Source organism: Pseudomonas sp. H1_A03 (genome assembly GCF_054685145.1).
The window spans coordinates 3797263-3818461 of the sequence record NZ_CP162829.1; the positions used below are offsets into that span (position 1 = coordinate 3797263).

Genomic DNA, 21199 nt, shown 5'->3' on the forward strand with positions numbered 1-21199 from the left:
CTAAACGCCTTTGTCACCTGCCCGGACCGTTCATGTCTTCTGTTGCCGATGGGTTGCCCCTCAATAAACGCCTGCCGGCCGTCATTGCGATCTCCTTGGGGATCGGCATGGCGACGCTGGACACGGCCATCGTCAACACCGCGTTGCCGACCTTGGCCGAGGGGATTGGCACTGACTCTGCGTCGGTGATCTGGGTGGTCAATGCCTACCAGTTGGCGATCATCGCGACGGTGCTGCCGTTTGCTTCGCTCAGTGACGTATTGGGACATCGCCGCGTTTACCTCGGCGGGTTGCTCGTCTTTATCGTGTCGTCGCTGTTTTGCGGCCTCGCCGGTTCGCTCGTCACCCTGACCGCCGCGCGGGTGGTGCAGGGGCTGGGGGCGGCGGCGATCATGAGCGTGAATACGGCGTTGTTGCGGCATATCTATCCTTCAAAAATGCTTGGACGGGGGTTGGGCTATAACTCGTTGGTGGTGGGGCTGGCGTTTACGCTTGGGCCGACGGCGGCGTCGGCGATACTGTCTGTGGCGACCTGGCACTGGTTGTATCTGATCAACGTACCCTTGGGCTTGCTCGCACTGGCGCTGGGCTTGCGCTCGTTGCCGACCTTGCCGATGACTGGGCACGCCTTTGATCGAGTCGCCGCCGTGTTGTGTGCCGGGTTGTTTGCCTTGCTGGTCTTGGGGCTGGGCACGGCAGTGCACGGTGCACAAGGCACTCTGACCCTAGGCCTGGTCGCCGTGGCGCTGGCGTGCGGCGCCTTGCTGCTGCGGCGCCAAGCCGGGCACCCGGCGCCGATGCTGGCGCTGGATCTGTTCAAGCGCCCGGTGTTTGCTTTGTCTTCCCTTACCGCTATTTGCGCCTTCAGCGCCCAGGGCCTGGCGTTTGTGTCGTTGCCGTTTCTGTTGCAAGCGGCGCTTGGCCATAGCCAGGTCGAAACCGGCTTTCTAATGACGCCGTGGCCGGCTGTGGTGGCGGTGATGGCGCTGGTAGCGGGGCGCCTGGCGGACCGTGTATCCCTGGGCGCGCTGTGCGGCATCGGCCTATTGATGCTCAGCGTGGGAATGGCCGCGCTGGCAACATTGGGCAGCGGCGCCTCGGCGTTTGATATCGGCTGGCGCATGGCGCTGTGTGGAGTCGGTTTTGGCTTCTTCCAGTCACCTAACCTCAAGGCGTTGATGACCAGCGCACCGCTGGCTCGCAGTGGTGGAGCCAGCGGCATCGTGGCGATTTCGCGATTGCTGGGGCAGACGCTGGGCGCGTCGTTGGTGGCGTTGTGTTTCCACCTGTCGCTGGGCAACGGCCCGCATTATGCGCTGTGGCTGGGTTGCGGGTTCGCACTGGTGGGCGCCGTGGCCAGTGGCTTGCGTTTGTTGCCCTACGGGAAAAAGCCGTTGTAAAGCACGGTTGCGGAAGGCTACCGTGGCGCCTGAATATTTCGGGATATTTCCAGATTTATGTCCAGCCTGGCCCTCCGCACTGCTGATACCCATTCCCGCCGCGCCGCGCTGACCCTGGCTTTATGCTTGCCCAGCGACGTGTTGCTCTACCTGCTGCTGCCGATGGAATCCCAGGCGTTCGGTATCACCCTGGCCCAAGCCGGGGTGCTGCTGGCGGCCAACCGCCTGGTGCGGATTTTCGGCTACCGGCATGTGCTCAATTTCTACGCGCGCAACGGCGACCGCCTGACCTGCATGATTGCCGCCGGCGCGGCGACCCTGTGCGCGTTGGGCAACTCGATGTTGTCGGGCTTCGCGGCCCTGTTGGGGTTGCGGCTGGTGTGGGGGCTGTGTTTTGCCGCGTTGAACCTGTCGACCCAAGTACTGGCCACCTCGGAGCCGGCCGGTGCCGCACGCCGGGCCGGGCGTTCCCGGGCGATGATTGCGCTGGGGCCGATGCTGGCGCTGCCGCTCGGCGGCTGGCTGACGTTGTGGGCCGGGCCGCGTCCGATCTTTTTGATTTTGGCCGGGTGTTGCCTGGTGGGCTTGTGGATGGCGCGCGGCTTGCCTACCGCTGGGCATGATTTACACAGCACGCCGGGGCGTCGCTTCAAGTGGCCGGACAGCGTGGCGGTATGGTCGTTTATCGAGGGCGTGGCGCTGGATGGTCTGTTTATCTTTGGCCTGTCGATCCAGGCGCAGAAGCTGCTTGGCGGTGATGCGGTGCTGATCGCCGGTGGCCTGATGGCCCTGCGGTATGTGTCGGAAATGCTCCTGAGCCCGTTGGGCGGCCGCGCCGCGCAGCATTTTGGCGCCACCTCGATGTTGCTGTTGTTTTCGTTCCTGAGTGCCCTGGCCCTGACGGCGTTTGGCAGTTACTGGGTGATTGTCGGCGCGGCGGCGGTGTTGGTACTGCGCGCGCTGCAACTGCCGCTGGTGACGACCCTGGTGGCGGAGCGTAACCCCGGTTCGATGCGCGTATCGGCCCTGGCCTCGAATGCCGTGTGGCGTGATGTCGGCGCCGGCCTCGGGCCATTGCTCGCAGGCCTGCTACTGCCGATTGCCTCGGCGCCCTGGGTGTTTGGCCTGGCGGGCGCGGCGATTGCGCTGAGCGCGGTGTTCTGCTGGAGGGCCAACACGGCAACGCAATGATTCAAGGGGTTTTGAAGCTTTGCAGCCAGGCCGGATCGAAGCGGGTTTGTTCGGTATCCATGCCCAATGCCTGCATCTTGGCCTTATGGGCCTCGACCTCACCGACCAATTGCGCCTGGGCGCTGGAGTTGGCGTCCAACTCATGCATTTGCGTCAGGCCCAGGTGATAAAAACGCAGCACCTTGATCGCCGTCGGGTCATTGGCCTGGACCCGCTCGGTGACCTTGTGCATCACATTGGTCACGCTCATCAGGCTGCGCTTGAGTTGCCAGCCGTACACCGCCGGCGCCAGCCAAGGCTGGGTCCAGAACGGCCCGCGCACCAGGGCCAAGGTGATCAGCACCCCGGCGAAGACGCCGCCGACATTGAAGCGGAAGTTATCACCGCCGGGCTCGCCGAACAGCATCACTGCCAGGCTCGACAGCAACATACCCAGGGCCAGGAAGAGCACCGCCACAATCAGCGTACTGCGCCGGGTCTGTTGGCGAAAGGTGACAGGGTCGCAGGGTTTGAGCTCGAACATCCGGGTCGTTTCTCCAGAAGGGGCTGGCATCATCTCACGCTTGGGCAAACAAGTTGAACGATGGCGCACAGCGGTTTCTCTAAAGCTGTGTAGACCCTTTGAGGTGAACCATCATGTCCGACTACAAGCAGCCGCCGCCCGGCACCCCGAATCCTGATCGCACACCCGGTGAAGAGGAGCGTGACAACGATGCGTTGCGCCCCAATGACCCGGCGGAACGTCAGAACGACGACGTGGAACGCGTCGAGGAAGACCTGGAAAACCTTCACGACAAAGCCCGCCCGCTTTAAACAAGGAGATCGCCGTGAGTAATCCACCGAAAGGTCCGTCTTCAGACGAGCATGCCAGCGGTAAGGATGAATTGGGCTTCGACCCGGATTCGCCGGATGTGGCAGACCCACAGGTCGACCCCATCGGCCCTGCCATTGCACCGCTGGACAAGGACAAGAAAGACCCGGCAGAAAAAAAGCCGCCCTACGATCCGTTGGGCGACTTGAAGCCTTGAATCGAGCCCCGCCTTTGTGCGGGGCTTTTGTTTATTTGGGCGCGATCCAGATGACGTCGGTAATGCCGAATTTCTCCGCCCAAGGTCGGGTGGTTTTCTTCACCTGTTCGTGGCCCACGCGACCCACACGGCTGACATGCGCAATGTCGGCATCAACGGCCGCCCAGTGCCATGCCTCGGCGTTGTTCATCACTTCGGCGCGCACCACAAAGGACTTCGGTTGACCGTGCAGTTGGTAGTTGATGGTGTAGATTTTTGCGGTACTCATGTTGCCTCCCTGTGTTGTTATAGATGGATACGGGAGCGTTCAAAAAGGTTCATTCAAAATGACAACCTGCGTGCTGGCGCGGCATAGTGTCGCCTCTATCCCGCGCCCAAGGATTGCGCCATGTCACTGTTGACCCATAGCCGCCTCTACCTGCAACGCCTGGGCTATGACACGCCGCCCGCGCCAACCTTGCACACCCTGCAGGATTTGCAGCTGCGCCATGTGTGCACCTTTGCCTTCGAAAGCCTGTCGACTTTGATGCGCCTGCCGGTGCCCATTGACCTGCCCAGCGTCGAGCAAAAAGTGCTGTTGGAGGGGCGGGGCGGATACTGCTATGAGTTGAACCAGATGTTCCTGGCCCTGTTGCAGGAACTCGGTTTCGATGCAAGAGGTATCACCGGTCGGGTGGTGATGGGCGGCCCGCCGGACGCGCGCACCTCGCGCACTCATCGCTTGAGCCTGGTGACGCTGGAAGGCGTGCGCTATATCACCGACGTGGGTTTTGGCGGCATGGTGCCCAGCAGCCCATTGCAACTGGACACCGATGCGGTGCAGGCCACGGCGCACGAACCTTATCGGCTGAGCTTCGACGGCCAGGGCAGTTACACCCTGTGGGCGCAAGTCGCCGGGGAATGGCGGGGCTTGTATGTATTCGACCTGCAAGTGCAGGGGGCCATCGACTATGAAATCGGCAACTGGTACGTCTCCACCCACCCGGATTCGCCGTTCGTGGGCCAACTGAAAGTCGCGCGGTTGGCGGCGGGTAAACGCCATACCCTGAACAATGCCAGCTATGCAGTGCACTCCCTGGACCGGCCGAGTGAAAAACGTACGCTCCAGAGTGCCGATGAAATGGTGGGGATGCTCGCCGACATTTTTGGGATTCGCGTGCCAGTCTCGCCCCAGCTTCGCCAAATCCTTGCGGGCTTGGCAGCGTCTGAATCTGGAGGCCGTTGAGCTAGAGCCTTGGTTGGCCCGTTTTATCTTCAGATCGGTGCAAATTATTTCGAACCTTTCGCGTAAGCCAGGGTTCGAAGCGGTTCCTGAATAATTTGCTCACCAGACAAGGAGATGTAAAACGATGTCCAAGCTATTCGGAAAATTCTTCAAGGGTTCATCGCTGCTGGCGCTGGTCGCTGCGCCTGCCGTGGTGTTCGCCGCACCGTCCACCGACCCGATTTCCACCTTCGGGATCATGGGCAGCTACAACGACTTCAAATTTGAAGGCGGTAGCCAAAGCGACAAGAGCCACATGCCCGAAGCAGGCCTGTTCTACAACTTCGGTAACAAGCTCACTGCCGAATCCGGCTTTATCTACCAGGCCGGTATCGAAGCCAAGTACGGCGAAAAAAGCGACAACAAACTCAAGGAAGGCCAGGCTGACCTGGACCTCGGCTGGCGTGCTGCGCTGGATGCGCGCAACTTTGTCGACGTGATCGTGGGTGGTGGCTACAGCTGGACCCGCTACGAGCCGGAAATCAACGACCTCGATGTGAAACTCACCAACAAATCGCCGTTCGCCAAGGCGGCCCTGGGCTACAACCACCAGTTCGACGACATGACCCTGCGCGTCGAAGCGGGCGCCCGTCGTACTATCGATGGACGCACCAGGCTCAAGGTAGATGACGTTGGCAGCGACACCGTGGACCTAAAGGACCGCACCAACCCGTACGCCGAAGTCAGCCTGCTGATGAATCAGAAAGGCGACCTGCCGGTGATGGCGGGCCTGTACTACACCCGCACCGAGTACAAGCTCGACGGTGATTCCGACGTAGCCGACAACACCAAGCTCAAGCGTGATGAGTACGGTTTCAAGGTCGGTATCGCGTTCTAACGCCGTTGCAATGGAAAACGCCCCGAATGTTCGGGGCGTTTTTTTTGGGGTAATTGCAGGTCAACCCAAGGCAGCAAGTTGCGCCACGGTCTCAGGAAAACGTGCCACCAGGCGAATCAGGGTGGCGGCCTGAGCGTTGGGTTTGGCCCGGCCTTGCTCCCAGTTCTCCAGCGTACGCGTGTTGGTGCGCAGGTACATGGCGAAGACCGCACGGGAGAGGTTGAGCTGTTGGCGCACGGCGACCACTTCCTCTGCGGTGAGCGGCTCCAGGTTGTTGAGATGAACCTTGTGGGTCCGCAGGGTGACTTTGCCTTGGCGTTCGTTTGCCAGGGCGTCGAAGCCTTCGACCAGTTCGGAAAAGATTTCACGTTTCATGGTGTGTTCTCGCTTTGATTTCCCTGTCCAGCATGTGTTTAAGGGCTTTTTTGTGCTGTGGCGTCAGGTCGTCCTGTTCGTGTTTGCCGTACAGGGTGAATAACCAGAATTGCGTGCCGCCCGACCACCAGTAGTAAATGACCCGCAGGCCACCGCGCTTGCCTTTGTTGCGTCGTTCGTCGACAAAGCGAACCTTGCGTAACCCGCCTGTTCCCTCGATCACGTCTCCCGCTTCCGGGTTCTTCATCAACGCCTGTTGAAAACCGTGGAAAAGCTCGTCACTCAGATAGTCCTTGCGATGCCGCTCGAAGGCCGGCAGTTCGATAAATAGAGCATCCATGTTCTGTACGTAGCCTGCGTATAGTTTGGTGGCCCACTCGCTTTGGGTCAAGTGACCCTGCTGTGGGAACTTTCCTAAAACGCAAACACCATACGGCGGCCTTCATTGGGTAGATGCCAGATAAGGAGGCAGGTGCAGGAGGAAACTTCCCTGAGTAGGGGAGGGTAAAAGCACCGGCCCCAGAAACGCAAAACGGCGCCCGAAGGCGCCGTTTTGTTTACTGCATCCCGCTAAGCGATCAAACGCCCAGTACCGCGTGCTGCACCAGGGTGAGCAACGGTTGTGGGTACACGCCCAGGAAGAACGCGAGCAGGGCGATGGCCAGCAGCATTACGCCGCCTGCCTTCTGTTCCCAATGCAGCTCGGCGTCCACACGGCGCAGGTTTGGCTCGATCAGGTACAGGGTGACCATCACGCGCAGGTAGTAGAACACGCCGATGGCGGAGCCCAATACCAGCGACGCAACCAGCCACCATTCATGCGCTTGAACACCGGTCGCCACGATGTAGAACTTGCCGATAAAGCCTGCGGTCAGCGGGATACCGGCCAGCGACAGCATCATCACGGTGAGTACGGCGGTCAGGTACGGACGGCGCCAGAACAGGCCGCGGTATTCGTACAGGGCGTCGGCGTCACGGCCTTTGAATGGCGAGGACATCAGCGTGATCACGCCGAATGCGCCGAGGCTGGTGATCACGTAGGTGACCAGGTACACGCCCATGGCTTCCACGGCCAGGCCTTTGCTCGCCACCAGGGCGATCAGCAGGTAGCCGAAGTGGGCGATGGACGAATAACCCAGCAGACGCTTGAGGTTGTTCTGGGTCAGCGCCAGCAGGTTACCGAACAGGATCGACGCAATGGCGATCACGGTCAGCACGTCGCTCAGCACGCCGGTGTTGGCCGCAGGCGAGATCTGGAACAGACGCACCATCACCGCAAACACGGCCACTTTCGACGCGGTCGCCAGGAACGCAGCCACTGGCGCCGGGGCGCCTTCGTACACGTCCGGGGTCCACAAGTGGAACGGCACCAGGGACAGCTTGAACGCCAGGCCGATCAGCATCATGGCCAGGCCCAGTTGGGCAATCGGCGCAGGCATGCTGGTCGCCGCCAATGCGTGGCCGATGCCGGTGAAGCTCAGGCTGCCGGCTTCTGCGTAGAGCAGGGCCATACCGAACAACAGGAACGCGGAACCGGCGGCCGACAGCACCATGTACTTGATGCCGGCTTCCAGGGAGCGCTTGTTGAAGAAGGCGTAGGCCACCAGGCCGTAGGTCGGGATCGACAGCAGTTCCAGGCCGATGAACAAGCCGGCCAGGTGCTGAGCGCTGACCAGCACGATACCGCCGGCCGCAGCCAGCAGGATCAGCAGGTACAGCTCTTCCTTGTTGCCCGGGTAGCCGGTGCCGCCTTCGCCAAGGTAGGCGTGGGCGAGGGTGACGCAGGCCAGGGTCGCGACCAGGATCAACGCGATGTACAACAGCGCGAAGTCATCGACCATCATCAGTGGCGTGACCGCCAGTGGTGCGACCTTGAGGGCCGGAATGATCGACAGCAGGGCCAGGTTGAGACCGGCACACGACAGCAGGAACGTTTGCGAGTGATTGCGGCGCCAGGCGATTGCCAGCATCACCACCACGATGGTGAGGCTGGTAATCAGCAGCGGCGCAAGCGCGATAAAGTGTTGGATCGTGAATTCCATAGCGCTCTTACCGGGCCGAAGCGAGTTGAGAGAAGGCGGTGCCGAACCACTGCTGCACGCCATGCATCGTCGCGGCAGAAGTGTCCAGGAACGGTTGCGGGTACACGCCGATGTAGATCAGCAGTACCGCAAGGCCGAGCACCATGATCAGTTCGCGCGCATCCATCCCTTGCAGGACGGTGTCGGACTTGGCCGGGCCGAAGTAGGCGCGGTGGATCATGATCAGCGAGTAGACCGAACCAAACACCAGGCCGGAGGTAGCAATCGCACTGATCCACGGTGTTTGCACGAAGGCACCCATCAGGATCAGGAACTCGCCGATGAAGTTACCGGTACCCGGCAAGCCCAGCGACGCGGCGGCAAAGAACAGGCTGATCGCCGGCAGGTAAGCGATGCGCGACCACACGCCACCCATTTCCCGCATGTCACGGGTGTGCAGGCGTTCGTACAGCTGGCCACTCAGGATAAACAGTGCAGCGGCCGAGACACCGTGGGCCAACATCTGGATCACGGCGCCTTGCAATGCCAACTGGCTGCCGGAGTAGATGCCGATCAGTACGAAGCCCATGTGGGAAACGGACGAGAAGGCAATCAGACGCTTGATGTCGGTTTGTGCGAAGGCCAGGAACGCGCCGTAGAAGATCCCGATCAGACCCAGGGTCATGGCGATCGGCGCGAACTCGGCCGAGGCATTCGGGAACAGCGGCAGGGCGAAACGCAACAGGCCGTAGGCGGCGGTCTTCAAGAGGATACCGGCCAAGTCCACGGAACCGGCGGTCGGTGCCTGTGCGTGGGCATCCGGCAGCCAGGAGTGGAACGGCACCACCGGCAGCTCCACCGCGAACGCGATGAAGAAGCCCAGCATCAGGATGTACTCGGTGGTCAGGGACATCTTGGTTTTCAACAGGTCGGCGTAGTTGAACGTAATCACGCCCGTGCTGTTGAAGTTGACCAGTACCAGACCCAGGATCGCCACCAACATGATCAGGCCGGAAGCCTGGGTGAAGATGAAGAACTTGGTCGCCGCGTAGATCCGGGTTTTCTTGCCGTCCGAAGAACTGTGACCCCAGAGCGCGATGAGGAAGTACATCGGCACCAGCATCATTTCCCAGAAGAAGAAGAACATGAACAGGTCGAGGGCGAGGAACACGCCGACAACGCCGCCCAGGATCCACATCAGGTTCAGGTGGAAGAAGCCCACGTGACGCTGGATCTCTTTCCAGGAGCAGAGTACCGAGAGGATACCCAGCAGGCCGGTCAGCAGAATCATCAACAGCGACAGGCCGTCGAGGGCCAGGTGCACGTTGATGCCGAAGCGCTGGATCCACACGTGCTTGAACTCAAGCGCGAAGGTTGGATCGGCACCCGGTGCCGGAGCAAATGAATAGTCGCCATGGGCCCACAGCCAGAGGCCGAGTGCGAGTTCCAGGGACATGGTCAGCAACGCAATCCAGCGGGGCAGGGTGGCGCCGAAGCGTTCACCCATCCAGCAGAGCAGGCCGCCGATAAAGGGGATCAGGATTAGCCAGGGCAGAATCATGACAGGCTCGTTTCCTTTCGCAAGTTCGCAAAGATCGCAATGTTCATAGTCAAACCGCTACCACAACGATGGCGCCGATCACCAGCACGGCACCTGCCGCCATGGAAGCTGCATACCAACGCAATTGGCCCGTCTCGCTGCGACTCAGGGCGGTGTGACCGGCCTTGGCGGCACGCGGGATCAAACCGATGGTCTGGTCGAGCGGGTCTTTACGCAGTACATGGCTGATGGCGAGGTAAGGCTTGACGAACAGTTTGTCGTAGAGCCAATCGAAGCCCCAGGCAGCAAACCACCAGGCCGACAGGAAACGACCAATGCCACTGTTGGCAACGGCCGTCACGAAGCGACGTTTGCCGAGGAACAGCAGGGCCGCCAGCAGGATACCCGCGATGGCGATGGCGCCCGAGGCGATTTCCAAGCTGTGCTTGGCCGCGCCGCCAGCATGGCCAGCGCTTTCCGGCAGTACACCGGCCAGGGGTGGGGTGATCAGTGCGCCGATGAAGGTCGACAGGATGATCAGTACCGACAAAGGCAACCAATGCGAAATGCCGTGGCCTGCGTGTGCTTCGGTCTTGGCTTCACCGTGGAAGGTGATGAAGATCAGGCGGAAGGTGTACAGCGAGGTCATGAACGCACCCACCAGGCCTGCGTACAGCAGGTTCTGGTTACCGCTGGCAAAGGCTTCCCAGAGGATTTCGTCTTTCGAGTAGAAACCGGCGGTCACGAGCGGCAGGGCTGCGAGGGCGGCACCACCGACGATGAAGCTGGCGTAGGCCAGTGGCAGTTTCTTCCACAGGCCGCCCATCTTGAAGATGTTCTGCTCGTGGTGGCAGGCAACAATCACCGCACCGGACGCAAGGAACAGCAGGGCCTTGAAGAAGGCGTGGGTCATCAGGTGGAAGATCGCCGCGTCCCAGGCACCCACGCCCAGGGCCAGGAACATGTAGCCGATCTGGCTCATGGTCGAGTAGGCGAGGATACGCTTGATGTCGGTTTGGACCAGCGCGGCAAAGCCGGCCAGTACCAGGGTCACGCCGCCCACTACGCCCACCAGGTGCAGGATATCCGGCGCCAGGGTGAACAGGCCGTGGGTACGCGCGATCAGGTAGACACCCGCAGTCACCATGGTTGCCGCGTGAATCAGTGCGGAAACCGGGGTAGGGCCGGCCATCGCGTCCGCCAGCCAGGTTTGCAGCGGCAGTTGCGCGGATTTACCGACAGCGCCGCCCAGCAGCATCAGGGTGGCCAGGGTGATCCAGAAGTCGCCGACCTGGAATTTCTGCGGTGCCAGCACCAGCAGTTCCTGGATGTTCAGCGTGCCCACCTGTTGGAACAGGATGAACAGGCCGATGGCCATGAACACGTCGCCGATACGCGTGACGATAAACGCCTTGAGTGCCGCGTTACCGTTGTTGCGGTTGCTGTAGTAGAAACCGATCAACAGGTACGAGCACAGGCCCACGCCTTCCCAGCCGAAGTACAGGAACAACAGGTTATCGCCGAGCACCAGGAACAGCATGCTGGCGATAAACAGGTTGGTGTACGAGAAGAAGCGCGAATAGCCCGCTTCACCGCGCATGTACCAGGACGCGAACAGGTGGATCAGGAAGCCCACACCGACGACCACGCCAAGCATGGTGATCGACAGGCCGTCGACATAGAGGGCGAAGTTGGGCTTGAAGCCCTCCACCGACATCCACTGCCACAGCACCAGGGTGTAGTGACCGCCTTCCGGCGGCGCCACGTTGAATTGCCAGATGACGTAGGCGGCCACGATGGCCGACAGGCCAATGGAACCCACACCGATCAGGGCAGAAAGGTTTTCCGACCAGCGTCCGCGAGAGAACGACAGCAGTAGGAAACCGATCAGGGGGAATACGAAAGTCAGAAAGATCATGTTCATCCGCGCATCTCACTGGCAGCGTCGATATCAAGCGTGTGGAAGCGACGATACAGTTGCAGCAGGATCGCCAGGCCGATACTGGCCTCGGCGGCTGCCAGGCTGATCACCAGGATGAACATGACTTGTCCATCCGGCTGGCCCCAACGCGCGCCTGCCACGATGAACGCCAGTGCTGCGGCGTTCATCATGATTTCCAGGCTCATCAACACGAACAAAATGTTACGGCGAACCATCAGGCCGACCAGGCCAAGGCAGAACAGGATGCCGGCGACCGCCAGACCATGCTCCAAAGGGATAGCAGGCATCGTCATTGCTCCTTGGCTTCGTTGCGGCCCAAGTGGAAGGCAGTGATGGCTGCGGCGAGCAGCAGCATCGAAGCCAGTTCGACCACCAGCAGGTACGGGCCGAACAGACTGATGCCCACGGCCTTGGCGTCTACGGTGGTGTGGCCGATGGCCTGGCCGCTCTGGTGAGCGAACAGCACATACAGCAGTTCAGCCAGCAGCAGCGCTGCGAGGATGACTGGGCCGAGCCAGATGCCGGGCTTGAGCCAGACGCGTTCTTGGGCGACCGAAGCCGGACCGAGGTTGAGCATCATCACCACAAACACGAACAGCACCATGATGGCGCCGGCGTAGGCGATCACTTCCAGCACACCGGCGAACGGCGCGCCGAGTGCAAAAAAGGTCATGGCCACGGCGATCAGCGAAATGATCAGGTAGAGCAGGGCGTGCACAGGATTGGTGTTGGTGATCACGCGAAGCGTGGACACCACTGCAATACCGGACGCGAAATAGAAAGCGAATTCCATCTTTCTTCCTTAAGGCAGCAAGCTCTTCACGTTGATCGGCTCGGCTTCGTTTTGTGCGGCGCCTTTCGGCTTACCAGCAACGGCCATACCTGCAACACGATAGAAGTTGTAATCAGGGTTTTTACCGGGACCAGAGATCAGCAGATCTTCTTTCTCGTACACCAGGTCCTGACGTTTGAACTCGGCCATCTCGAAATCCGGTGTCAGCTGGATTGCGGTGGTCGGGCAAGCTTCCTCGCAGAGGCCGCAGAAAATGCAGCGCGAGAAGTTGATGCGGAAGAAGTCCGGGTACCAGCGACCGTCTTCGGTTTCAGCTTTCTGCAGGGAGATGCAACCCACCGGGCACGCCACGGCGCACAGGTTGCAGGCTACGCAACGCTCTTCGCCGTCGGGGTCGCGGGTCAGCACGATGCGGCCGCGATAACGCGGCGGCAGGTACACCGCTTCTTCCGGGTATTGCAGGGTGTCGCGTTTGCGGAAGCCGTGACCGAACACCATCACCAGGCTTCGCAACTGGGTACCGGTACCCTTAACGATGTCGCCAATATATTTGAACATGGGTCAAATCCTCACTGAACCGCGGCCGCTGGCGTGTTCAACAACACAACGGCAGCAGTCACCAGCAAATTGATCAGGGTCAGTGGCAGGCAGAAGCGCCAGCTGAAATCCATCACCTGGTCGTATCGTGGACGCGGAATGGAAGCGCGCAGCAGGATAAACAACATGATGAAGAACGCGGTCTTCAGGAAGAACCAGAAGAACGCCAACTGCGGCAGGATGCCAAACGGTCCGTGCCAGCCGCCGAAGAACAGCGTGACCAGCAGTGCCGAGATCAAGATGATGCCGATGTACTCGCCAACGAAGAACATGCCCCATTTCATGCCGGCGTATTCAATGTGGTAACCGTCAGCCAGTTCCTGCTCTGCTTCCGGCTGGTCGAACGGGTGACGGTGAGTCACGGCGACGCCAGCGATGAAGAAGGTACAGAAGCCAAAGAACTGCGGAATGATGAACCACAGGTTCTGCGCCTGGTACTCGACGATGTCGCGCATGTTGAACGAGCCGACCTGCACCACGATGCCCATCAGCGCCAGGCCCATGAACACTTCGTAGGACACGGTCTGGGCCGAAGCCCGCAAGCTGCCCAGCAGGGCAAACTTGTTGTTACTCGACCAACCCGCGAACAGCACCGCGTAGACCGACAAGCCGGCCATGGCGAAGAAGAACAGCAAGCCGATGTTCAGGTCCGCCACGCCCCAGGTCGGGGTGATCGGGATGACCGCGAAGGCGATCAGCAAGGCGCTCATGGCCACGACCGGTGCCAGGGTGAAGATCACCTTGTCGGCAAACGGCGGGGTCCAGTCTTCCTTGAAGAACATTTTCAGCATGTCGGCAGCGATCTGGAACATGCCGAATGGGCCAACGCGGTTCGGACCGTAACGGTCCTGCCACCAGCCCAAGAGGCGACGTTCGACGAAGCTGAGCAGAGCGCCCGCGACAACCACGGCCAACAGGATCACGATGGCCTTGACCACCGAGATGATCACGTCAATCACTTCAGGCGTGAACCAAGTCATTGCGCTGCCTCCTGCAGACCGTCAACGGTTTTGCCAAAGATCGCCGCTGGAATACCGGCGATGCCTTTCGGCAGGGCAACCATGCCAGCACCCAGCTCTTCGTTGATGCGCAGCGGCAGGCGCAGGGTCTGGCCAGCCACGTTCAGGCTGAGCAGGGCACCGTCGTTGACGCCCAGGCGATCGGCTTCGGACTTGGCCAGGGCCACGTAGGCTTCTGGAATGCGCTCTTGTACCGGCGCGGCCTTGGAAGAGGTCTCTTCGCTGCCAAACAGGTGGAAGAACGGCACAACCTGCCAGGTGCCCGGGGCCGGGTTGAACGGACGCGGTACGGCGGCGAACCAGTTCAGCGAGTCACCGGTGCTTTCGATCAGGCGGGTGCCCGGGTCGCCAGCGCGGATGTGACCACCGACTTCGTCCTGGAACTTGTTCCAGGCCTGCGGCGAGTTCCAGCCCGGCGACCAGGCAAATGGCACCTGCTGACGTGGCTCGACCGAACCCGAGTAACCTTCCATCGAGAAGTTGAACGCGGTGTCCGGGTCTTGCGGCGTACGCGGTTCGTGCACGCTGATGTTGGCGCGCATGGCGGTACGACCGGAGTAACGCAGCGGCTCACGGGCGAGTTTCATGCCCTTGATGCGGAACGCGGCGGATGGTGCGGCGTCGACGATACGTGCCAGCTGCGGCGCGCTTGCGGCGGTGGCAGCGGTGACGTGGTCGAGCTGGGTCCAGTCGATTGGCTGGTTCAGCAGGGTCGCGCGCAAGGCATGCAGCCAGCGCCAGCCTTCATGGACCAGGATGCTGGCGTCCATGTATTTCGGGTCGAACACTTGGAAGAAGCGCTGGGCGCGGCCTTCCTGGCTGACCAGGGTACCGTCGCCTTCGGCGAAGGTAGCGGCTGGCAGCACCAGGTTGGCACGCTCGCTGGTGGCGGTCTTCTGGTGGTCGGCAACGATCAGTACTTTGGCCGCGTCCAGCGCGGCGTCGACCTTGGCCGAATCCGTGCGGGTGTACAGGTCGTTTTCCAGCACGACGATGGCGTCGGCGTTGCCGTCGATCACGGCTTGCAGGGCCGCGTCCAGGGACTCGCCACCGAGCATGGCCAGGCCGAGGCTGTTGGCTTCCGGTACGACCAGGCTGATGGAGCCGTTTTTGTCGCGCAGCTTCAAGGCCTTGGCGATGTTGGCGGCGGCTTCGATCAGCGCCTTGGAACCCAAGGAGGTGCCGGCAATGATCAATGGGCGCTTGGCGGCCAGCAGGGCGTCGGCGATACGCTGGGCCAGTTCAACGGCTTCAGTGTCCAGGCCTTCGACCGCCGGTGCGCTGGCGTCGAGGGCGTGGGCCACGGCAAAACCGATGCGCGCCAGGTCGTCCGGTGCTGCGTGTACGCACTCTTCAGCGATATCGTCGAGCTTGGTTTCAGCAAGGCTTGCAATAAACAGCGGGTTCAGCGCGTGCTGGCCGATGTTTTTCACCGCGGCGTCGAGCCAAGGCTGTACGCGCATGGCGTCGGCCATGTCTTCAGCCTTGCCTTTCACCGACTGGCGCAGCGACAGCGCGATACGCGCAGCGGTCTGGGTCAGGTCTTCACCGAGCACGAAGATCGCGTCGTGGTCTTCGATGTCGCGCATGTTCGGAACGGGCAGCGGGCTGTCGTTCAGCACTTGCAGGACCAGGCGGATGCGCTCCAGTTCACCGGCTTCGATACCGCTGTAGAAGTGCTCAGCGCCGACCAGTTCACGCAACGCGAAGTTGCTTTCGAGGCTGGCGCGTGGCGAACCGATACCGACGATGTTGCGGCCGCGCAGCAGGTCGGCGGCTTTATCCAGCGCCGCGTCGAGGCTCAGCTTGGCGCCATCGGCCAGCAGCGGCTGGCGTGGGCGGTCTTCGCGGTTGACGTAGCCGTAGCCAAAACGGCCACGGTCGCACAGGAAGTACTGGTTGACCGAACCGTTGAAGCGGTTTTCGATGCGACGCAGTTCGCCGTAGCGTTCGCCCGGCGAGATGTTGCAACCGCTGGAGCAGCCATGGCAGATGCTCGGCGAGAACTGCATGTCCCACTTACGGTTGTAGCGCTCGGAGTGGGTCTTGTCGGTGAACACACCGGTCGGGCAGACCTCGGTGAGGTTGCCGGAGAACTCGCTTTCAAGCACGCCGTCTTCAACGCGACCGAAGTACACGTTGTCGTGGGCGCCGAACACGCCGAGGTCGGTGCCGCCGGCGTAGTCTTTATAGAAACGCACGCAGCGATAGCAAGCGATGCAGCGGTTCATCTCGTGGGAAATGAACGGGCCCAGTTGCTGGTTCTGGTGGGTGCGCTTGGTGAAGCGATAACGGCGCTCGTTGTGGCCGGTCATCACCGTCATGTCTTGCAGGTGGCAGTGACCGCCTTCCTCACAGACCGGGCAGTCGTGGGGATGGTTGGTCATCAGCCATTCGACGACACTGGCGCGGAACGCCTTGGATTCTTCATCGTCGATGGAGATCCAGGTGTTGTCGGTGGCTGGCGTCATGCACGACATGACGATACGACCACGGGTGTCGTTCTCGTCGGTGTATTGCTTGACCGCACACTGGCGACAGGCACCGACGCTACCAAGCGCGGGGTGCCAGCAGAAATACGGGATGTCGAGGCCTAGTGAGAGACATGCCTGTAACAGGTTGTCTGCCCCATCGACTTCGAGCGCTTTGCCGTCTACGTGGATAGTGGCCATGGTTCAAAGTTCTTCGTTGGCCCGTTGTCAGCGGGCGTGGCTAATGGAATCTTGTTATTCATGTGCATCTACACAGCCCTAAAGGCGTCAGCACATGAGAAGGCGAAAGGCACGAACCCTTCGCCTTTTAAAGCGTTACGCGCCGACTACGATCGGCCTCGCCAGAGGCGGGACGGCGGCGCTGGTAGGCGCGATGCCGGCTTCGAACTCCGAGCGGAAGTATTTGATTGCGCTGCCCAATGGCTCCACGGCGCCCGGTGCGTGAGCACAGAAGGTCTTGCCTGGGCCAAGGAAGCCGACCAGGCCGAGCAGGGTTTCGATATCACCCTCGCGGCCTTCGCCATTTTCCAGGGCCATCAGCAGCTTCACGCTCCATGGCAGGCCGTCGCGGCAGGGGGTGCAGAAACCGCACGATTCACGTGCGAAGAACTGCTCCATGTTGCGCAGCAACGAAACCATGTTCACCGTGTTGTCGACCGCCATCGCCAGGCCGGTACCCATCCGGGTGCCCACCTTGCCGATGCCGCCGGCATACATTTGCGCGTCGAGGTGCTCAGGCAGCAGGAAACCGGTACCGGCGCCGCCTGGCTGCCAGGCTTTCAAGGTGTAGCCGTCGCGCATGCCGCCGGCGTAGTCCTCGAACAGCTCGCGCGCGGTCACGCCGAATGGCAGCTCCCACAGGCCAGGGTTCTTGACCTTGCCGGAGAAGCCCATGAGCTTGGTGCCCATGTCTTCGCTGCCTTCGCGAGCCAACGATTTGTACCAGTCGACGCCGTCGGCGATGATCGCCGGCACGTTGCACAGGGTTTCCACGTTGTTCACGCAGGTTGGCTTGCCCCACACGCCCACGGCGGCAGGGAAGGGCGGCTTGGAGCGCGGGTTGGCGCGGCGGCCTTCGAGAGAGTTGATCAGTGCGGTTTCTTCACCGCAGATATAACGCCCGGCGCCGGTGTGCACGAACAGTTCGAAGTCGAAACCCGAACCAAGGATGTTCTTGCCCAGCAGGCCCGCTGCCTTGGCTTCCTGCACCGCACGGTTGAGGTGCTTGGCGGCGGTGGTGTATTCGCCACGCAGGAAGATGTAGCCACGGTAGGTTTTCAATGCGCGGGCGCTGATCAGCATGCCTTCGATCAGCAGATGGGGCAGTTGCTCCATCAGCATGCGGTCTTTCCAGGTGTTCGGTTCCATTTCATCCGCGTTGCACAGCAGGTAGCGGATGTTGATGGATTCGTCCTTGGGCATCAGGCCCCACTTAACACCCGTGGGGAAACCTGCACCGCCGCGGCCTTTAAGGCCGGCGTCTTTCACGGTCTGGACGATATCGTCCTGGGCCATGTCGGCGAAGGCTTTGCGCGCAGCGGCGTAACCGTTCTTGGCCTGGTACTCGTCGAGCCATACCGGCTCGCCGTCGTCACGCAGGCGCCAGGTCAGCGGGTGAGTCTCGGCCGAACGCTTGATCAGGTTGGCCGGGCCGAAAGAGGTCAGGGTCATGGGTAGCCCTCGAGCAATTGGGTCACGCCAGCAGGCTGTACGTCACCGAATGTGTCGTCGTCGATCATCAACGCCGGCGCCTTGTCGCAGTTGCCCAGGCAGCACACCGGCAGCAGCGTGAAGCGGCCGTCCGGGGTGGTCTGGCCGAGGCCGATGCCCAGTTTGTTCTGGATCTCGCTGACCACCGACTCGTGGCCACCGATGTAGCAAACCATGCTGTCGCACACGCGAATGATGTGGCGACCCACCGGCTGGCGGAAGATCTGGCTGTAGAACGTCGCCACGCCTTCAACGTCGCTCGCGGGGATGCCAAGGATCTCGCCGATGGCGTAGAGGGCACCGTCAGGCACCCAGCCACGTTCCTTCTGGACGATCTTCAAGGCTTCGATCGACGCCGCGCGCGGGTCTTCGTAGTGATGCAGCTCGTGCTCGATGGCCGAGCGCTCGGTTTCACTCAGGGTGAAACGGTCTGTCTGGATAAGCGTGCTATTCATGCTTAGCGGTCCACGTCGGCCATAACGAAATCGATACTACCCAGGTACGCAATCAAGTCCGCGACCATCTCGCCTTTGATCACCGAAGGGATCTGCTGCAAGTGCGGGAAGCTTGGGGTACGAATCCGGGTGCGGTAGCTCATGGTGCCGCCATCGCTCGTCAGGTAATAACTGTTGATACCCTTGGTCGCTTCAATCATCTGGAAGGATTCGTTGGCCGGCATTACCGGGCCCCACGAAACCTGCAGGAAGTGCGTGATCAGGGTTTCGATGTGCTGCAGCGTGCGCTCTTTCGGCGGCGGCGTGGTCAGCGGGTGATCCGCCTTGTACGGGCCGGCCGGCATGTTGCGCATGCACTGCTCGATGATCTTCAGGCTCTGGCGCATTTCTTCGACGCGCACGATGCAACGGTCGTAGGCATCGCCGTTGGCCGCCAGCGGGACTTCGAATTCGAAGTTCTCGTAGCCGGAGTACGGGCGCGCTTTACGCAGGTCGAAATCGCAGCCGGTCGAACGCAGGCCAGCACCGGTGACGCCCCATTCCAGGGCTTCTTTGGTGTTGTACTGGGCGACGCCGATGGTACGGCCTTTGAGGATGCTGTTGTCCAGCGCTGCCTTTTGGTACTCGTCCAGACGCTTGGGCATCCAGTCGATGAATTCCTTGACCAGGCGCTCCCAGCCATTCGGCAGGTCGTGGGCCACACCGCCGATGCGGTACCAAGCCGGGTGCAGGCGGAAGCCAGTGATGGCTTCGATGACCTTGTAGGCACGCTGACGGTCGGTGAAGGTGAAGAACACCGGGGTCATGGCGCCAACGTCCTGGATATAGGTGCCCAGGAACAGCAGGTGGCTGGTGATCCGGAAGAACTCGGCCATCATGATGCGGATGGTGTCGACGCGGTCCGGTACCTTGATGCCGGCCAGCTTCTCGACCGAGAGCACGTACGGCAGGTTGTTCATCACGCCGCCGAGGTAGTCGATACGGTCGGTGTACGGGATGAAGCTGTGCCACGACTGACGTTCGGCCATCTTCTCGGCACCACGGTGGTGGTAGCCGATGTCCGGCACGCAGTCGACGATTTCTTCGCCGTCCAGTTGCAGGATGATACGGAAGGCACCGTGAGCCGAAGGGTGGTTCGGGCCCAGGTTGAGGAACATGTAGTCCTCGTTGGTGCCGGAGCGTTTCATGCCCCAGTCTTCCGGACGGAAGCGCGCGGCCTCTTCTTCAAGCTGTTGCTTGGCGAGGTTGAGGCTGTACGGGTCGAATTCGGTGGCGCGGGCAGGGAAGTCCTTGCGCAGCGGGTGACCTTCCCAAGTGGGCGGCATCATGATGCGCGTCAGGTGCGGGTGGCCCGGGAAGTCGATACCGAACATGTCCCAGACTTCACGCTCGTACCAGCTGGCGTTCGGCCAGATGCCGGTCACGGTCGGTACGCTCAGGTCGCTTTCGGACAGCGCGACCTTGATCATCACGTCGCTGTTACGTTCGATCGACAGCAGGTGATAGAACACGGTGAAATCGGCGCCGCTCGGCAGGCCTTGACGCTTGGTGCGCAGACGCTCGTCCACGCCATGCAGGTCATAGAGCATGACGTACGGCTTGGGCAGGTTGCGCAGGAAGGTCAGGACTTCGACAAGCTTGGCACGCGCCACCCACAGCACCGGCATACCGGTGCGTGTGGCCTGGGCGGTGAAGGCGTCAGGGCCAAAACGGTTATTGAGTTCGACGACCACATCCTGGTCGTCTGCCTTATAAGGCGGGATGTACAGAGCGCTGCCTGTAGTCATGGTTTTTTATCGCTTTCGGTCAACGTAAAGAATGAAGCCAGGTTTTCGTTCTATAAAAGAAGCGGTGCTGGATCAGACTTCGTCGGGGCTGCGCAGGTTGGTGACTGCGATACGCTGTTCGCGGCGCTGTTCCTTTTGCGACGGCATCTCGGCGCGATACACGCCTTGATCGCCGACGACCCAGGAAAGCGGGCGACGCTCCTTGCCAATCGATTCCTGCAACAGCATCAAGCCTTGCAAGAACGCTTCAGGGCGGGGCGGGCAGCCAGGCACGTAGACGTCCACGGGCAGGAACTTGTCCACCCCTTGAACCACGGAGTAGATGTCGTACATGCCACCGGAGTTGGCGCACGAACCCATGGAGATAACCCACTTTGGTTCGAGCATTTGCTCGTAGAGACGCTGAATGATCGGCGCCATCTTGATAAAGCAGGTACCGGCGATAACCATGAAATCCGCCTGACGCGGCGATGCCCGGATAACTTCGGCGCCAAAGCGCGCGATATCGTGGGGCGCCGTAAAGGCGGTGGTCATTTCCACGTAGCAGCAGGACAGACCGAAGTTGTACGGCCACAGGGAGTTTTTACGCCCCCAGTTGACCGCGCCACTCAGCACGTCTTCCAGCTTGCCCATGTAGATGTTTTTGTGGACTTGATCTTCTAACGGATCGGAAACGGTTTCCCGTTCGCCGATAGGGTACTGATCGTTAGGAGCATCCGGGTCGATCCTGGTGAGATTGTATTGCAT

General features: G+C 61.1%; 22 protein-coding genes. 6 read left to right on the forward strand and 16 right to left on the reverse strand.

From position 1 onward, the window contains the following. Positions 1–32 precede the first annotated feature (32 nt). Positions 33–1400, forward strand: a complete 1368-nt coding sequence (locus tag AB4O35_RS17570; protein ID WP_065946320.1) for an MFS transporter — start codon at positions 33–35, stop codon at positions 1398–1400. A gap of 57 nt (positions 1401–1457) precedes the next feature. Next, the gene (locus tag AB4O35_RS17575) at positions 1458–2591 is read left to right on the forward strand and encodes an MFS transporter (RefSeq protein ID WP_065881867.1); all 1134 of its coding nucleotides are present in this window, start codon (positions 1458–1460) and stop codon (positions 2589–2591) included. A 1-nt stretch (position 2592) separates the two neighbouring features. On the opposite strand, the gene AB4O35_RS17580 is transcribed toward AB4O35_RS17575, so the two are convergent. Beyond that, entirely contained in the window at positions 2593–3114 is a 522-nt protein-coding gene (locus AB4O35_RS17580; protein ID WP_065881869.1) for a DUF3087 domain-containing protein, read from the reverse strand. A gap of 113 nt (positions 3115–3227) precedes the next feature. Between AB4O35_RS17580 and AB4O35_RS17585 the strand changes: the two genes are divergently transcribed. Next, positions 3228–3404 carry a hypothetical protein gene (locus AB4O35_RS17585; RefSeq protein WP_175403064.1) on the forward strand — a complete coding sequence of 59 codons (177 nt, stop codon included), beginning with the start codon at positions 3228–3230 and terminating at the stop codon, positions 3402–3404. 14 nt (positions 3405–3418) lie between these two features. After that, positions 3419–3619, forward strand: a complete 201-nt coding sequence (locus AB4O35_RS17590) for a DUF6021 family protein (RefSeq protein WP_065872055.1) — start codon at positions 3419–3421, stop codon at positions 3617–3619. Positions 3620–3650: 31 nt separating this feature from the next. On the opposite strand, the gene AB4O35_RS17595 is transcribed toward AB4O35_RS17590, so the two are convergent. Further along, positions 3651–3887, reverse strand: coding sequence for a DUF6555 family protein (locus tag AB4O35_RS17595; protein ID WP_065872056.1), 237 nt, complete (start codon positions 3885–3887; stop codon positions 3651–3653). A gap of 120 nt (positions 3888–4007) precedes the next feature. Here AB4O35_RS17595 and AB4O35_RS17600 point away from each other — a divergent pair, with 120 nt between their 5' ends. Both AB4O35_RS17600 and AB4O35_RS17605 read left to right on the forward strand, forming a co-directional pair. Continuing rightward, on the forward strand, positions 4008–4844 hold the full coding sequence (locus tag AB4O35_RS17600) for an arylamine N-acetyltransferase family protein (protein ID WP_065872057.1): 837 nt from the start codon (positions 4008–4010) through the stop codon (positions 4842–4844). Positions 4845–4968: 124 nt separating this feature from the next. Beyond that, on the forward strand, positions 4969–5721 hold the full coding sequence (locus AB4O35_RS17605; protein WP_065872058.1) for an outer membrane beta-barrel protein: 753 nt from the start codon (positions 4969–4971) through the stop codon (positions 5719–5721). 60 nt (positions 5722–5781) lie between these two features. On the opposite strand, the gene AB4O35_RS17610 is transcribed toward AB4O35_RS17605, so the two are convergent. The 14 genes from AB4O35_RS17610 to AB4O35_RS17675 form a co-directional block, all read right to left on the reverse strand. Then, complete coding sequence (locus tag AB4O35_RS17610) at positions 5782–6096, reverse strand: helix-turn-helix domain-containing protein (RefSeq protein ID WP_010209571.1); 315 nt, start codon at positions 6094–6096, stop codon at positions 5782–5784. Continuing rightward, positions 6086–6436 carry a type II toxin-antitoxin system RelE/ParE family toxin gene (locus AB4O35_RS17615; protein ID WP_065872221.1) on the reverse strand — a complete coding sequence of 117 codons (351 nt, stop codon included), beginning with the start codon at positions 6434–6436 and terminating at the stop codon, positions 6086–6088. Before AB4O35_RS17615 ends, AB4O35_RS17610 begins: the two co-directional genes overlap by 11 nt. A 238-nt stretch (positions 6437–6674) precedes the next feature. Further along, entirely contained in the window at positions 6675–8138 is a 1464-nt protein-coding gene (gene nuoN / locus AB4O35_RS17620; protein WP_049712664.1) for an NADH-quinone oxidoreductase subunit NuoN, read from the reverse strand. A 7-nt stretch (positions 8139–8145) separates the two neighbouring features. After that, positions 8146–9678 carry an NADH-quinone oxidoreductase subunit M gene (gene nuoM / locus AB4O35_RS17625; protein ID WP_460149154.1) on the reverse strand — a complete coding sequence of 511 codons (1533 nt, stop codon included), beginning with the start codon at positions 9676–9678 and terminating at the stop codon, positions 8146–8148. Positions 9679–9727: 49 nt separating this feature from the next. Further along, positions 9728–11581 (reverse strand): NADH-quinone oxidoreductase subunit L, encoded by a 1854-nt coding sequence (gene nuoL / locus AB4O35_RS17630; protein ID WP_065872059.1) that lies wholly within the window; start codon positions 11579–11581, stop codon positions 9728–9730. Further along, complete coding sequence (nuoK, locus tag AB4O35_RS17635; protein WP_003174727.1) at positions 11578–11886, reverse strand: NADH-quinone oxidoreductase subunit NuoK; 309 nt, start codon at positions 11884–11886, stop codon at positions 11578–11580. The genes nuoL and nuoK overlap by 4 nt, the downstream gene beginning before the upstream one ends. Before the next feature lie 2 nt (positions 11887–11888). Further along, positions 11889–12392 (reverse strand): NADH-quinone oxidoreductase subunit J, encoded by a 504-nt coding sequence (gene nuoJ, locus AB4O35_RS17640; protein WP_049712667.1) that lies wholly within the window; start codon positions 12390–12392, stop codon positions 11889–11891. A 9-nt stretch (positions 12393–12401) separates the two neighbouring features. Next, a complete protein-coding gene (gene nuoI, locus AB4O35_RS17645; protein WP_003174725.1) occupies positions 12402–12950 on the reverse strand; it encodes an NADH-quinone oxidoreductase subunit NuoI in 549 nt (182 codons plus the stop codon). 11 nt (positions 12951–12961) lie between these two features. Then, complete coding sequence (gene nuoH / locus AB4O35_RS17650) at positions 12962–13969, reverse strand: NADH-quinone oxidoreductase subunit NuoH (protein ID WP_012724954.1); 1008 nt, start codon at positions 13967–13969, stop codon at positions 12962–12964. Then, on the reverse strand, positions 13966–16680 hold the full coding sequence (nuoG, locus tag AB4O35_RS17655; RefSeq protein ID WP_065910995.1) for an NADH-quinone oxidoreductase subunit NuoG: 2715 nt from the start codon (positions 16678–16680) through the stop codon (positions 13966–13968). The genes nuoH and nuoG overlap by 4 nt, the downstream gene beginning before the upstream one ends. Before the next feature lie 135 nt (positions 16681–16815). Then, a complete protein-coding gene (gene nuoF, locus AB4O35_RS17660; protein WP_065872061.1) occupies positions 16816–18171 on the reverse strand; it encodes an NADH-quinone oxidoreductase subunit NuoF in 1356 nt (451 codons plus the stop codon). Continuing rightward, complete coding sequence (gene nuoE / locus AB4O35_RS17665) at positions 18168–18665, reverse strand: NADH-quinone oxidoreductase subunit NuoE (protein ID WP_003174721.1); 498 nt, start codon at positions 18663–18665, stop codon at positions 18168–18170. The genes nuoF and nuoE overlap by 4 nt, the downstream gene beginning before the upstream one ends. 2 nt (positions 18666–18667) lie before the next feature. Further along, positions 18668–20452, reverse strand: coding sequence for an NADH-quinone oxidoreductase subunit C/D (nuoC, locus tag AB4O35_RS17670; RefSeq protein WP_065872063.1), 1785 nt, complete (start codon positions 20450–20452; stop codon positions 18668–18670). Between the two features lie 72 nt (positions 20453–20524). After that, positions 20525–21199 carry a NuoB/complex I 20 kDa subunit family protein gene (locus AB4O35_RS17675; protein WP_012724951.1) on the reverse strand — a complete coding sequence of 225 codons (675 nt, stop codon included), beginning with the start codon at positions 21197–21199 and terminating at the stop codon, positions 20525–20527.